General features: G+C 72.6%; 14 protein-coding genes. 9 read left to right on the top strand and 5 right to left on the bottom strand.

Annotated elements, in window-relative coordinates:
* Positions 1 to 6: 6 nt before the first annotated feature.
* The 3 genes from nagA to F4558_RS28810 are packed head-to-tail and all read right to left on the bottom strand — an operon-like array spanning position 7 to position 3,063.
* Positions 7 to 1,116 carry an N-acetylglucosamine-6-phosphate deacetylase gene (nagA, locus tag F4558_RS28800; protein WP_167946797.1) on the bottom strand — a complete coding sequence of 370 codons (1,110 nt, stop codon included), beginning with the start codon at positions 1,114 to 1,116 and terminating at the stop codon, positions 7 to 9.
* The gene (locus F4558_RS28805) at positions 1,113 to 2,078 is read right to left on the bottom strand and encodes an ROK family protein (RefSeq protein ID WP_312877409.1); all 966 of its coding nucleotides are present in this window, start codon (positions 2,076 to 2,078) and stop codon (positions 1,113 to 1,115) included. The genes nagA and F4558_RS28805 overlap by 4 nt, the downstream gene beginning before the upstream one ends.
* A gap of 55 nt (positions 2,079 to 2,133) precedes the next feature.
* The gene (locus tag F4558_RS28810) at positions 2,134 to 3,063 is read right to left on the bottom strand and encodes an SIS domain-containing protein (RefSeq protein WP_167946799.1); all 930 of its coding nucleotides are present in this window, start codon (positions 3,061 to 3,063) and stop codon (positions 2,134 to 2,136) included.
* 195 nt (positions 3,064 to 3,258) lie between these two features.
* Here F4558_RS28810 and F4558_RS28815 point away from each other — a divergent pair, with 195 nt between their 5' ends.
* The 9 genes from F4558_RS28815 to F4558_RS28855 all read left to right on the top strand — a co-directional run bounded on the left by F4558_RS28815 (position 3,259) and on the right by F4558_RS28855 (position 10,162).
* Positions 3,259 to 4,044: a DeoR/GlpR family DNA-binding transcription regulator gene (locus F4558_RS28815; RefSeq protein WP_053654382.1), complete on the top strand. Its 786-nt coding sequence runs from the start codon at positions 3,259 to 3,261 to the stop codon at positions 4,042 to 4,044.
* Positions 4,045 to 4,164: 120 nt separating this feature from the next.
* A complete protein-coding gene (locus F4558_RS28820) occupies positions 4,165 to 5,175 on the top strand; it encodes an ABC transporter ATP-binding protein (RefSeq protein WP_167946801.1) in 1,011 nt (336 codons plus the stop codon).
* Entirely contained in the window at positions 5,172 to 6,188 is a 1,017-nt protein-coding gene (locus tag F4558_RS28825) for an ABC transporter permease subunit (protein ID WP_053655030.1), read from the top strand. The genes F4558_RS28820 and F4558_RS28825 overlap by 4 nt, the downstream gene beginning before the upstream one ends.
* A gap of 120 nt (positions 6,189 to 6,308) precedes the next feature.
* Positions 6,309 to 6,743: a DUF3263 domain-containing protein gene (locus tag F4558_RS28830; protein ID WP_053654378.1), complete on the top strand. Its 435-nt coding sequence runs from the start codon at positions 6,309 to 6,311 to the stop codon at positions 6,741 to 6,743.
* A gap of 187 nt (positions 6,744 to 6,930) precedes the next feature.
* The gene (locus F4558_RS28835) at positions 6,931 to 7,578 is read left to right on the top strand and encodes a hypothetical protein (protein ID WP_053654375.1); all 648 of its coding nucleotides are present in this window, start codon (positions 6,931 to 6,933) and stop codon (positions 7,576 to 7,578) included.
* Positions 7,575 to 7,970, top strand: coding sequence for a phage holin family protein (locus tag F4558_RS28840; RefSeq protein ID WP_053654373.1), 396 nt, complete (start codon positions 7,575 to 7,577; stop codon positions 7,968 to 7,970). Before F4558_RS28835 ends, F4558_RS28840 begins: the two co-directional genes overlap by 4 nt.
* A 23-nt stretch (positions 7,971 to 7,993) precedes the next feature.
* Complete coding sequence (locus F4558_RS28845; RefSeq protein ID WP_167946803.1) at positions 7,994 to 8,647, top strand: DUF3618 domain-containing protein; 654 nt, start codon at positions 7,994 to 7,996, stop codon at positions 8,645 to 8,647.
* Entirely contained in the window at positions 8,616 to 9,512 is an 897-nt protein-coding gene (locus tag F4558_RS28850) for a hypothetical protein (protein WP_167946805.1), read from the top strand. The genes F4558_RS28845 and F4558_RS28850 overlap by 32 nt, the downstream gene beginning before the upstream one ends.
* A gap of 140 nt (positions 9,513 to 9,652) precedes the next feature.
* A complete protein-coding gene (locus F4558_RS28855; protein WP_157552408.1) occupies positions 9,653 to 10,162 on the top strand; it encodes a GNAT family N-acetyltransferase in 510 nt (169 codons plus the stop codon).
* A 52-nt stretch (positions 10,163 to 10,214) separates the two neighbouring features.
* On the opposite strand, the gene F4558_RS28860 is transcribed toward F4558_RS28855, so the two are convergent.
* A complete protein-coding gene (locus tag F4558_RS28860) occupies positions 10,215 to 12,464 on the bottom strand; it encodes an AAA family ATPase (protein ID WP_167946807.1) in 2,250 nt (749 codons plus the stop codon).
* 36 nt (positions 12,465 to 12,500) lie between these two features.
* Positions 12,501 to 13,022 (bottom strand): hypothetical protein, encoded by a 522-nt coding sequence (locus F4558_RS28865; protein ID WP_167946809.1) that lies wholly within the window; start codon positions 13,020 to 13,022, stop codon positions 12,501 to 12,503.
* Positions 13,023 to 13,065: the final 43 nt, after the last annotated feature.

Raw genomic sequence — 13,065 nt, forward strand, 5'->3', positions numbered from 1 at the left:
CGGCTCTCACTCCACCCAGGAGCCGCCGCGCAGCACGCGCACCACGTTCAGGTCATCGTCGAGCACCACAAGGTCGGCGCGGAGGCCGACCTGAAGGGCACCCACCCGGTCGCCGAGACCGATGGCGCGGGCCGGGGTGGTGGCCACCATCCGGGCGGCGTCGGCCATCGGGATGCCGGCGTCGACTGCGTGCCGCAGCGCGGCGTCCATTGTCAACGTGCTGCCGGCGATCGCACCGTCGCGGGCGAGCCGGGCCACCCCGTCGGTCACTGTGACGGCCTGGCCGCCCAGCTCGTACTCGCCGTCGGCCATCCCGGCGGCGGCCATCGCGTCGGTGATCAGCGCCGCCCGGTCAGGGCCGGCGGTCGTCGTGGCGAACGTCAACATTCCGTCGTGCAGGTGCACCCCGTCGGCGACCAGCTCACAGATCACTGTGGGCGCTTCGAGCAGCGCCACCACCGGGCCGGGCTCGCGGTGGTGCACCTGCCGCATCCCGTTGAACAGGTGGGTGCCGACGCTCGCACCGGCGGCGATCGCGGCGCGGGTCTGCTCGTACGTGGCGTCGGTGTGGCCCACGGCGGCCACCACGCGCTGGGCGGTGAGCAGCTTGATCGCCTCCAGCGCGCCGTCGCGCTCCGGGGCGAGCGTGACCATCCGGATCGCGCCGCGACCTAGTTCGATCAATTCGGCCAGCTCGTCGGTGGACGGGTCACGCAGGTGCTCCGGGTTCTGCGCGCCACAGCGGGCGTCCGAGAGGTAGGGGCCCTCGAAGTGGACACCTGCCAGGATTCCCTCGTCGACAAGCGGCGCGAACGCCTCGGTGGCCGCACGCATCACCTGCAACGGCGAGCTGACCAGGCTGGCCAACAGGGTGGTGGTGCCGTGCGTCAGGTGGAACCCGGCCGCCGCACGGGCCTGGTCGGCGTCGCCTGTGGTGAAGGTGTGCCCGCCACCGCCGTGCGTGTGCATGTCGACGAAACCCGGCAGGATCCAGTGCCCGTCCCGGACCGACGGGTACTCGGCCACTGCGGTGATCCGATCACCGTCCCACTCGACGCAGCCCTGCCGGATCACACCGGTAGGGGTCACCACTCGGCCGTTCACCCGTACCGTCATCGTTCCTCCTGAGGGTCACCGACGCCTGCGGCGTCCAGGGCTAGCAGGGCGGCACCGAGGCAGCCCGCCTCGTCGCCGAGGGCCGCCACGACCAGTCGCGGCTCCCGGTGAAAGGTCAAACGCTCGCGCAGCGCCATCCGCAGCGGGTCGAGGAGCCGGTCCCCCGCCTGGGCCAGGCCGCCGCCGAGCACTATCGTCGCCACGTCGAACAGCGCCTGACCGGTTGCCAGACCGTCCGCGAGCGCCTCGACCGCCTCCCGCCAGACCTGCCCGGCGAGCGGCTCGCCGGCCGTAGCCCGCTCCACCACCCCGGCCGCCGTCACCTCGGGCGATCCGCCAGCCAACTCCGCGTACCGGCGGCCGATCGCGGAGGCCGAAGCCACCGCCTCCAGGCAACCCGGCCGGCCGCAGCCGCAGCGCGGGCCGTCGGGGCGTACCAGGATGTGGCCGATCTCGCCGGCGGCGCCGTGCGCGCCGGTGGCGGCCACACCGTCGACGACGTGGGCGGCGGCGATGCCTGTGCCGATCGCCACGAAGAGCACGTGGCCGGTGCCGCGCCCGGCGCCGAGCCGCGCCTCGGCCAGGCCACCGACGCGCACGTCGTGACCGAGCGCCGTGGGCAGGCCGAGCCGCGTCGCTACAAGATCCCGCAGCGGTACGTCCCGGAAGCCCACATTCGCCGACCACACAGCGACCCCACGCGCCTCGTCAACGACCCCCGGCACGGCGACGCCCGCCGCGACAGGAGTGAGCCCGTCGGCGCGCGCCTTGGCGGCCAGCCCTTCGGCGACATCGAGGATTGTGGCGACCACCGCGGCCGGGCCGCGCCCGGCGTCGGTGGGGTGCCGCTCGGTGTGGACAGCGACACCATCCGGCCGGACCAGCGCGCACTTCATGCCGGTACCGCCGACGTCCAACGCAACAACCACCTGGTCGGCGTCCACGGCGACGCCGTCCCTCACGGTGCTAGCCCGGTTCGCGACTGCGGGGCTCGCAAACCCGGCTCACTCCTCGCGCTCACGCCAACACCACGGACCGGGTGAGGTGCCTCGGCGCATCCGGGTCGAGGCCGCGGCTTGTCGCCAGCGCGACGGCGAAGCGCTGGGCCAGGATCAGGTCGGCCATCGGGTCGACCGGCGTACGACCGGCCGACCAGCTGCCGAGCACCGTGCGCCAGCCGTGCGTACGGCTGTGCACGAAAGCCGCGCCGGTGGCCGCCACGTCCTCGGGCAGCCCGTCGGGCAGCTCACCGAACGCCCAGACCAGCCGGCCGGGACCGGCGATCGAGATGGGGCCGTGCCGGTAGTCCATCGCCGGGTACGCCTCGGCCCAGAAGGTGGCCGCCTCCCGGCACTTCAGGGCGGCCTCCTGGGCCAGTCCGACCGTCCACCCCCGACCGAGGAAGGTGACCTGCTCGATGCTTGTCGGGTCGATCGGCAGCGGGGAGCGCACCGCCACCTCGGCGTCGGCGGCGAGCGCGGTCACCGGGTCGCCGAGGTGGGCGCGCAGCAGGGCCAGCGCTGTGGTCGCGAAGCGGGTCTGCACCACCGACCGCTCGTCGGCGAAGGGCATTGTCACCGCGGCACTGGCCAGCTCGACCGCCGGGGACGCCGGGTCGCCGACGATGACTGTGGTGGGGGTGACCCCGCGCAGCGCGGCGAGGAGTTCCAGCACCTCGGTGGTGGTGCCGGAGCGGGTGATGGCGATCAGCCGGTCGTAGCGGCGGCCGGCGGGGAACTCGGACGCCTGGAACGCGTCGGTCTCGCCCTGGCCGGTCTGCTCGCGGCGGGCGGCGTACGCCATCGCCATGAACCACGACGTGCCGCAACCGACGACCGCGACCCGCTCGCCGGGGCGCGGAAGGTCGCCGCGTACGACGCCGGACAGTCGGGCCGCTTCCCGCCAGCAGTCGGGTTGGCTCGCGATCTCCGCGTCCACGTACGTCATGGGAAACTCCCTCGCAGCGAGCTGTGCGCAATACGGCTCGTTACATCCGTATTTCGCGCGTCATTCTGCGCGAACCGGGGTGGCTGTGGCAACCGGCCGTCCGTTCGCGCAGGTCTGTCTTTTGCGCCCACCCAGTTTCGCGCACTAGTGTGCACGCAATCAATCACCGTTCGTGCAGTCAGTGGAGGGCCCTCGGTGGACCGGTACGCCAGATGGAACGCCCTGCTCGAAATGCTGACCGACAACGGCCGGGTGAGCGTCGAGGCGGCAGCCGAGCGGCTGGACGTCTCCCAGGCCACCATCCGACGTGACTTCGACCAGCTCGCCCAGCAGCAGATGATCACCCGCACGCGGGGTGGCGCGGTCGCCAACGGGGTCTCGTACGACCTGCCGCTGCGCTACAAGACGGCAAAGCACTCGGCGGAGAAGCAGCGGATAGGCGCCGCTGCCGCCGCGCTCGTCACGCCCGGCACTGTGGTCGGCCTGAACGGTGGCACCACGAGCACCGAGGTGGCCCGGGCGCTCGCCGTACGGCCGGATCTGAACACCAGCGCCGAGGGCGCCCAGCTCACTGTGGTGACCAACGCGCTGAACATCGCCAACGAGCTGCTCGTGCGGTCCCGGATGAAGGTGGTTGTGGCCGGCGGGGTGGTACGCCCGAAGTCGTTCGAACTCGTCGGCCCGCTGGGCGGGGCGCTGCTGCGCGAGGTCACGCTTGACGTCGCGTTGCTGGGCGTCGACGCCATCGACCCGCAGCTCGGCGCGGCTGCCCACCACGAGGGCGAGGCCGCCATGAACAACCTCATGGTGGCCCGCGCCAAGCGCGTGGTGATCATCGCGGACTCGTCCAAGCTGGGTGGTCACGCCTTCGCCCGGATCTGCCCGGTCGAGCGGGTCGAGACCCTGGTCACCGACTCCGGTGCCGCACCCGAGGTGGTGGACGCCTTCCGGGCGGCGGGAGTGCAGGTCGTCTGCGCCTGAGCGGTCACGCTCCGTCAATGGAATACATCGATCGGCGCGTCGATGCATACCGGGTATTGCGCGCGCCTGCATACCGCGTATGGTGTCGGCTGTCACGCCCACCATCGGGGGAGGTGCAGCTTGCCAGCTGTCCTGGAGATCGAAGGTCTACGTAAGACGTACAAGAGTCGTCGACGAGGCACCCGCAACGCGCTCGACGGCTTCGACATGCGGGTCGAGGCAGGGCAGGTGCACGGCTTCCTCGGCCCCAACGGGTCCGGTAAGACGACTACCCTGCGCACACTGCTCGGTCTGATCCGGCCCGACGGTGGTCGGATGGCGTTGCTCGGCCACGAGGTGCCCCACGCGCTGTCCACAGTCGCCAGCCAGGTCGGCGCGATCGTCGAGAGCCCGCAGTTCTTCCCGCACTTCACGGCCCGCGACACGCTGTCCCTGCTGGCCAGCGCGGGCGAGGTGCCCGCCGTCCGCGTGGACGAGGCCCTGGAGATGGTCGGGCTGCGCGACCGCGCCGGCGAGCGTGTCAAGACGTACTCGCTTGGAATGAAGCAGCGGCTCGCCGTCGCCTCCGCCCTGCTGAAGGACCCTAAGCTGCTCATCCTCGACGAGCCGGCGAACGGCCTCGACCCGGGTGGCATCCGCGAGATGCGCACGCTGATGCGGACACTCGCCGAACACGGCATGACAGTCGTGCTGTCCAGCCACATCCTCGGCGAGATCCAGCTGATCTGCGACTCGGTCACCATCATCTCGCTCGGTCGGAGGGTCGCCTTCGGGCCGGTCGACGAGGTGCTCGCACAGCACTCGTCCGGCGGAGTCCGGGTCCGGCTGGAGGCGGTCAGCGACCTGCCGGCGGCCACCGACGCGCTCACCCGGGCCGGCGTCCGGGTCACCGGGCACCCGGACCACCTGATCCTGACCGGCGTCGACAAGCCGGCCACCGTCACACGTCTGCTCGCCGAGCAGCACCTCTACGTCAGCGAGCTGGCTCCGATAGCGGTCGACCTGGAGAGCGTCTTCCTGGAACTCACCGCCACCGCGCCGGTACCCGGTCAGAACCGGCAGGTCGACCAGTCCGCAAAGGTCGGTGGGACGGGCCAGCCCGGTGCCGCCGCAGGAGGGTGGGGCGCGTGAGCCTCTATCGTACGGAGCTGCGCCGGCTCGCCAAGCGGCGCTTCACCCGCTACATGTCGCTGCTCGGCCTGCTGGTGCTGGCCGCAGTGGTGGTCGGTGTCTTCTTCACCAACCAGAAGATCGACGCTGCTCAGCTCGCCAAGGCCGAGCGTCAGGCCGACCAGCAGCACCAGGAGCAGGTGCGCTGGAGCGAGCAGGAGCGTGTCGAGTGCGAGCGGGCCAAGGCAGCCGGCACACCGAACGACGGCCGCTACCCCGCCGACTGCTCGGTGATCACGGCGCCGAGCCGCGACCAGATCGAGGCGAAGTGGTTCCTGCCTTCGACCTTCAACTTCCGCGAGACGTTCGACGAGACGCTGGTCCCGTTCGCGGCGATCCTCGCGCTTGTCGGATTCGTGATCGGCGCGTCCTTCATCGGCGCCGAGTGGAGCACCGGCGGCATGATGAACCTGCTGCTCTGGCGACCGAAGCGGCTCACCGTACTGCTCACCAAGCTGGCCGCGCTGCTCACCGGCGTCCTGGCGGTGACGTTGCCCGCCGCGGTGCTCTGGTTCGCCGGGTTCTGGGCGGTCGCGACATTCCGCGGCAGCACCGAGAAGATGACCTCCGGGGCCTGGCAGTCGTTCGCCCTGACCGGGTTGCGCGGCGTGGTGCTGGTGCTTGCGGTCACCACCATCGGATTCGCGCTGGCCTCGCTCGGACGGCACACGGCGATGGCCCTCGGTGGTGTCGTCGCGCTGATGGTGGTCGGCCAGTTCGGGCTGGGCATCCTCCTTGAGATGGCGAGCGTACGGTTCGCCGAGGCATGGCTGCTGCCCACGTACGCGCTGGCGTGGATGACCAAGAAGATCACCCTGGAGGACTGGAACTCCTGCAACGCGAACTACTACGGCGAGTGCAATCCGGCCACCATGGACATCACCTGGCAGCAGTCGTCTGTGCTGTTCTCGGTCGGCGTCGTGGTGATCCTCGGCGCGGCGCTCTGGGCGATGCGGCGGCGCGACATCTCCTGACCAGCGTCAGCCCGACAGGAAACAACAGCGCGCGGCCGGTCCGGCCGTCGGTCATCCGACGAGCGGGGCCGGCCGTGCCGGCTGCTGCGACCTTGGTCGTCCCTGGTTAGGCTGAACGTCATGCCCGCCGACGCCTCCCCGGCCGCCCCCGAGCCGTCCATCGACGCTCGTCCGGGCGACACGACGGGCGCCGGCTCGCCGAGCGTTCCGACGCCCCGGCCGGCACCACAGGTCGAGAGCACCGACGACGCCGGGCTGGACGACGACATTGGGCTGGACGACGAGATTGCGGCCGAACCCGCCGAACTCGCCGAACCGGCCGCCGCGGGACTGACAGCGCGGGAACTGGCGATCCTCGCCTTCGAGCAGCAGTGGTGGCGGCACGCCGGTGCCAAGGAGCAGGCCGTCCGGGACACGTTCGGCCTCTCCTCGACGCGCTACTACCAGCTGCTCAACGGGCTGTTGGACAATCCGGCGGCGCTCGCGGCCGACCCCGTGCTGATCGGCCGTCTCCGCCGGCTGCGCTCGTCACGCGCCCGTAACCGCCGCCGCTGAGCGGACATCCGTCCTCCGTGCGCCCCGCAGCGGGCGTCGCATTCGTACCGACCATGCCCGGTTGAGTACGCCGTCCCCGGTGCCCGGTCCGCCGCAGTCGACCAAAGCATGTCGCCAAGCCGGACGGGTAGGCACCGGGGAGACCGAGCCGCTGCTCAGCGGCTGCGGTCCGACGGGGGGAGGGATCATGACGGGTGCCAACCCGAGCCGGCCATCGCAAGGTGCGACCGGCAGAGCCCAACAGGCGCGGCAGGAGGCGTCCCAGGTCGGACACCAGGCCGCCCAGGCCGGCGGCCAGGTTGCCCACGCCGCCGCCGAGCAGGGTGGGCAGGTGGCCGCCGAGGCGCGCCAACAGGCCCGGCACCTGACCGGGGAGGCCACCAATCAGCTTCAGGAACAGGCCCGGTCTCAGCAGCAGCGGGCCGTCGACGGTCTGCGCGGCCTGGGCCAGGGGTTCCACAACATGGCCGAACGGGACGGTGACTCCGGCCTGGCAGGCCAGGCGGTCCGCCGGGCAGCCGACGCCGCCGACCGCGCCGCCGGTTGGCTCGACGGACGGGAGCCCGGTGAGGTGCTGGACGACGTGCGGACGTACGCCCGGCAGCATCCCGGCACCTTCCTCGCTGGCGCGGCCGTGGCCGGGCTGCTGGTCGGACGGCTTACCCGTGGCCTGACCGGCGGTGGCGGCGGCGTGGCGATGTCCAGCGAGCCACCTCCACCACAGGGCGAGACAGCCGGCGCGCGACCGCAGCCGTACAGCGGGGCTGCTCGGGCGCAGAACACCTCGCCGCCTGGCCAGCCGGAACGGGACGTGCCGGGTGGGGTGGCACCGTGAGCGCCCCGGAGAAGGAACGGACCCAGGCGTCCGTTGGCGACCTGATGGGTGACGTGACCAGGGACCTCTCCACGCTGATGCGCAAGGAGGTCGAACTGGCCAAGGCCGAACTCCGCGAGGAGGCCACCCAGGCTGGCAAGGCCGGTGGCATGTTCGGCGGGGCGGGGCTGGCCGGGTTCCTGGCCGTGCTGTTCGTGTCGTACGCCGTCTGGTGGGGTCTGTCCAACACGATGGACGAGGGCTGGGCCGCGCTTATCGTCGCGATCATCTGGGGCGTCATCGCCGGCGGCCTCTTCGTCAACGCGCGGAACCAGGCGCGCCAGTTGCGTGCCGTACTGCCGCGGACGAAGCAGAGCGCACAGGAAATACCGGACGCCCTGCGGGGCCGGTGACCACGTCGCGAGGGGAGCAGGTCATGTCGAGTGATCCGGATCAGATCCGGCGGGAGATCGAGACGACCCGCAACGAGTTGAGCAACGACATCGACGCGTTGACCGACAAGATGAACCCGCGTCGCATCGCCGGTGACCGCGTGGGCGAGGCCCGTGGCGCGTTCACCCGAGCGAAGGAGAAGGTGATGGGCAGCACGAGCCACAACCGTCAGCAGTCCAGCGAGCGGATGTCGCACATGGCCAATTCGGTCCGCGACGAGGCCCGGTCGTTGGGGCACCAGTCGCAGGGTGCGGTCTACTCGGCCCGGAACGAGGCCCGGTCACTCGGTCGGCAGTCCCGCGAGCAGGCGCAGGGCAACCCACTCGCGGCAGGGCTTGTCGCCTTCGGTGTCGGCCTGCTGGCCGCCTCCCTGGTCCCGCCGAGCGGGCGGGAGCGGCAGTTGGCCGGGCGGGCCCGCGACATGGTGAGCGAACACTCCGATCAGCTGCGCGACCAGGCGAGCCAGGTCGGCCACCAGGTCCGGGACAACCTGCGGGAGCCTGCCCAGCAGGCGGCGCAGTCGGTGCGGTCCTCCGCCGAGCAGGGGATGTCCACGGTTCGGGAGCAGGGCCGGTCCTCCGCCGGGCAGGTGCAGGGGCAGACGCATGCGGCCGTCGACGACCTCCGGCAGCGATGACCCGGTCGGCCGGGCGGGGTCGGCGCCGATGATGCGGGTACGTACCGCGTCCGCGCCGGCCCCCGGCCGCGAGGTGAACGAGGATCTTGCCTTCCAGGTCGGCCCGCTGGTCGGCGTCCTGGACGGGGCGACAGTGCCGGACGGCTTCGACACCGGATGCGTGCACGGGCCGGAGTGGTACGTCAGGCACCTGGCCGCCCGGATCGCGGTGGCCGAGGCGGTACGCCCAGCGGCCCGGCTGACGAGCAACCTGGCCGCGGCCATCCTCGCCGTCCGCGCCGACCACGGGGGGCAGTGCGACCTCGACCACCCTGGTACGCCGTCCAGCACCGTGTGCCTGCTGCGGGACCGTGGTGACCAGGTGGACTACCTGGTGCTCTGCGACAGCCCGCTGGTGCTCGACGAAGGCGGCCACATCAGCGTGGTGACCGACGACCGGCTGGAGGTGGCGATGGCCGAACTGCGGCAGATGGTCGCGACCGTGCCGGCCGGGGCTGTGGACCCGGTCACCCGATTCCGGCACGCGGTGGGCGTCCAGCGGGAGCGGATGAACCGTACCCACGGCTACTGGGTCGCGGCGGCCGACCCGGACGCGGCGTTCCACGCGGTGACCGGTTCGGTGCCCCGGCACGGCCCGGGGGCGCTGCGCCGGGCGGCGCTGCTCAGCGACGGCGCGTCCAGCGCGGTCGAGCAGTTCGGGTTGACCGACTGGCCAGGGTTGCTGGACCAGTTGAGCGCCGACGGGCCGGCGGCGCTCATCGACCGGGTCCGGGCCGCCGAGCGCGAGTACGCCGACCGGCTACGCCGGCACAAGGCGACCGACGACGCCTCGGTGGTGTTCTGCGAGTTCGAGTCCGCCGTTTGAACTCCTGTCACCCCGAAGGGTGGCAACGGAGCGTGAGGAGGAACACCTCGAGCGCCCGACCGGCCGGTACCGGTGACCGGACCGCCAGTGCAAGGCCAATGGGGTGGACTTCAGCCCATGAGGACGGCAGACTGCGGCACGTGCCAGGTGCGGTCCGGCTGGAGCCGGTGGACGAGCGGAACCTCGAGTCGTTGCTCTCAGTAGCGGCTGCTGAAGCCGAACCCCATGACGTGATGCCCCCGGTCGAGGCGCCTGCCGGCTGGTCGCTCGCCCGTCGGGAAGCGTTCCGGAACTACCACCGGGGAAGCTTCGGCGGCCTGGACGGCCCGACCGGCTCGCAGATGTACGCCGTCACTGTCGGCGGCGAGGTGCTGGGCATGATCAGGATGACTCGCTGTGACGAGCCGGGCACGGTGGAGGCCGGGATGTGGCTCGGCAGGTCCGCGCGCGGGCAGGGGATCGGCGCCGCCGCACTGCGGGGGCTGCTCATCGCCGCGGCCGGGGCAGGCATGCGAAACGTGGTGGCCGAGACGACCCCTGACAACGCCGGGGCGATCGCGGTCCTGCAGAAGTGCGGCGCGACGCTGCGCGAGGCCGGCGGGAAGGTGCACGCCGAGATCTGCCTCGACTCGACGCCGCCCGCGCGCTGAAGCCCGACGCCGCCCGCGCGCTGAGGCCCCGCGTGACTGGCCGCCGCGCCTGTCACCCCCGCTCGGCGGCGTACCTGGCGAGCCACTCCACCTGAGCCGGGTCCAGCGACGGACGGACCCGTTCCCGCGCGATGGCCACGTGCGCGGCGGTGACGGTGGCGGCGGCCAGCGACTCCCGCATCGCCGCGAGCGCCGCCTCCCGGACCAGCGCCGCGCAGTCCGCCGCCGAGAACCCGGTCAGCTCCTCGCCGAGGGCGGCCAGGTCGACGTCGGGTGCCAGCGGCACGTGTCGGGACGCGGCCCGCAGGATCTCCGCGCGCGCCTCCGCGTCCGGCGGCGGCACGTAGACAAGCCGCCCCAACCGGCCCGGCCGCAGCAGCGCCGGGTCGACCAGGTCCGGACGGTTCGTCGCGCCGATGACCACCACGTTGCGCAGGGTCTCCACCCCGTCTAGTTCGGTGAGAAGGGCGGCGACCACCCGGTCCGTCGTGCCCCCGTCGGTGGACTGCCCGCGTACCGGGGCCAGCGCGTCCATCTCGTCCAGGAAGATCAGCGTCGGCGCCGCCTCCCGGGCACGGCGGAACAGCTCACGTACGGCGCGTTCGCTCTCACCCACCCACTTGGAGAGCAGCTCGGCACCCTTCACCGACAGCACGTTCGCCCGCCCCGACCCGGCCAGGGCCGTCACCAGGTACGTCTTGCCGCAGCCCGGCGGACCGTAGAGCAGCACACCGCGGGGCGGCTGCACGCCGAGCCGGGCGAAGGTGTCCGGGTACGTGAGCGGCCACAGCACCGACTCGGTCAGCGTCTGCTTGACCTCGTCGAGCCCACCCACGTCGTCAAGGGTCACCGATGCCAACTCCAGTGTCGACGCGGCCATCGTCGTGGGCCGGACCACCTCCAGGGCGGCGGTGAAATCGGCCATCGACACGGTCGGCGTCTGGGCGGACTTCTGCCGCAGCGCGGCGCGTACCCCGGCCTCCCGGACCAGCGCGGCCAGGTCCGCCGCGACGAACCCAGGGGTACGCCCGGCCACCTCGTCGAGCCGGACGTCGTCGGCGAGCGGCACCTGCCGGGTCAGGACGCCGAGCTGCTCGCGGCGCAGGGCCGGGTCGGGCAGCGGGATGCTGATCCGCAGCGACAGCAGGTCGGGTGCGCGCAGCGCCGGGTCGACAGCCTCGGGCCGGCTGGTGGTGCAGACCACTGCGACGCCAGCCCGGACGCTCTCCGCGAGCACCTGCCGGAACACAGTGGCCAGCGGGCCGGGTTCGTCCGCCGGGGCCAGCGCCTCCAGGTCGGTGACCAGCAGCACCGCCGGCCCGTCGGCGCGGGCTGCCGTCGCCACGGCCCGCAGCCGGTCGGCGGCCGCCTGGTTGCTCAGCGCTGCCACCTCCGGCGCCCACAGAGGGTGTACGCGTGCACCGACCTTGGCCGCGACGGCCCGGACCAGCGCCGACTTGCCCGAGCCTGCCGGCCCGCCGAGCAGCACACCGAGCGAGATGGTGGTGCCCAACCGGCCCAGCACCTCCCGGTGGTGGAAGCCGAGATCCAGGAGCTCGGTCAGCTCCTCGGCCTGGGCTCGCAGCCCGGGCAGCTCGTCCACGTCGGGCGCGTCGTCCACGTCATCCGTCTCCGGCGCGGGGGCCGCGTCCGCCGTGGCGTCACGCCGAGCGGTCGGGCCGGCGTCGGCTGGAGCGGAGGACCGGCCGGCGGTCGGGCCGTGGGTGGCCCGGCCGTACTCCCAGCCGACCTGCGTGTCCATGGTGACCAGCGACCCGGCGGACGGCTCGACGGCGACAACGGTGAGCAGGGTGCTGGTCCAGGCGAACCCGATCGTCGTGGACAGGCTGCGGCGGGCCGCCTCGACCAGGCTGCGCACCGAGGCGTCCGGCAGCACGTCCTGCGGCAGCAGCGACACGTCGTCGCCGACCGTGAGCACCTTGCCCAGCAGGGCCAGCCGGAGCATCTCCGGACTGACCGCCGCGACCACCTCCACAGGCCCGGCCAGTGTGACCCGGCCCGCCGGGGTCAACGGCAGCGGCGACACCCGCACCTGACCGCCGTCGCGCAGCCCGAGGTTGCCGAGTGTCAGGTCATCGGCATACAGCAGGGCACTGCTCGCGCCTGCGTCGGCCGCCGCGACGATCCCGGCGGTCTCCCGGCGGCCGTCCAGCCGGACCGGGTCACCGGGGCGTAGCCCCAGCGCGGTCAGCGCCTCCGGGTGCAGCCGTACGATGCCCCGTCGGGCGTCCAGCGCCGCGGGCCGCAGGCTCGCGATCAGAGTCAGGTCGGGTTGCGCCACCGCCCGACCGTAGCCGCCGCCGGCCAGCCGTGACGATCAGCGTCCCGGATCCACATCGTCAAGCAGCGTCGGATCGCGCCGGATCAACTCAGCCAGGCGGGCCGCCGGGTCCGGCGTCAACCCGTGCGGGCCGGGTGTCCAGGCCGCCACCGTCCGGCCGGACAGCGGCCACGACGGTGGCGGCTCCACTGGTGCCGCCGGTGCCGGACCGACAGTGACGTCCTGGCTGTCCCAGTCGACCCGCAGCGGGTACGTCCGGCCGTCGTGCTCGACGTGGACTGTCACCGCCAGCCCCGGGTGGGCGCCGACGACCTCGCGCACCGCCTCGACCACTGCCTCGACCGGCCCCCAACCGGCCACGTCGGCGGTGTCGTCCCGCCCGGCGTGTCGAGCGTCATGGCGGCCCGACCCGGTGGCGTCGACCCGACCACCCGGGCCATGCTCCGGGCCACCGGCCGGACGCGGCGTCGAGGCGTCGTCACGGTCACTGGTCCTGCGGCGCAGTGCCTCCTCGCGCCGGGCCAGCCGGGCCAGTGTGTCGCCCAGGTCGCCTCTCACCCGATCACCCCTTCCCGCCACGACCGGAGCCGGTCGGCTCAGG

This window comes from Micromonospora profundi (genome assembly GCF_011927785.1).
GTDB classification, from domain to species: Bacteria; Actinomycetota; Actinomycetes; order Mycobacteriales; family Micromonosporaceae; genus Micromonospora; species Micromonospora profundi.